Raw genomic sequence first — 255 nt, forward strand, 5'->3', positions numbered from 1 at the left:
TGAAGCGAACGCGGCGAACTGAAACATCTAAGTAGCTGCAGGAAAAGAAATCAACCGAGATTCCCAAAGTAGTGGCGAGCGAAATGGGAAGAGCCTGTACGTGATAGTCGTTTGGATAGTGGAATGCTCTGGAAATGGCAGCCATAGCGGGTGATAGCCCCGTACACGAAATTCAAGCGGTGGTACTAAGCGTACGACAAGTAGGGCGGGACACGAGAAATCCTGTCTGAATATGGGGGGACCATCCTCCAAGGC

Annotated in this window: 1 rRNA gene; it reads left to right on the plus strand. The window is 51.4% G+C overall.

What is annotated here, in order from left to right:
* A 23S ribosomal RNA gene (locus GM676_RS31420) occupies positions 1 to 255 on the plus strand; the annotation flags it as partial.

This window comes from Duganella radicis (assembly GCF_009720825.1).
GTDB classification, from domain to species: Bacteria; Pseudomonadota; Gammaproteobacteria; order Burkholderiales; family Burkholderiaceae_D; genus Rugamonas; species Rugamonas radicis.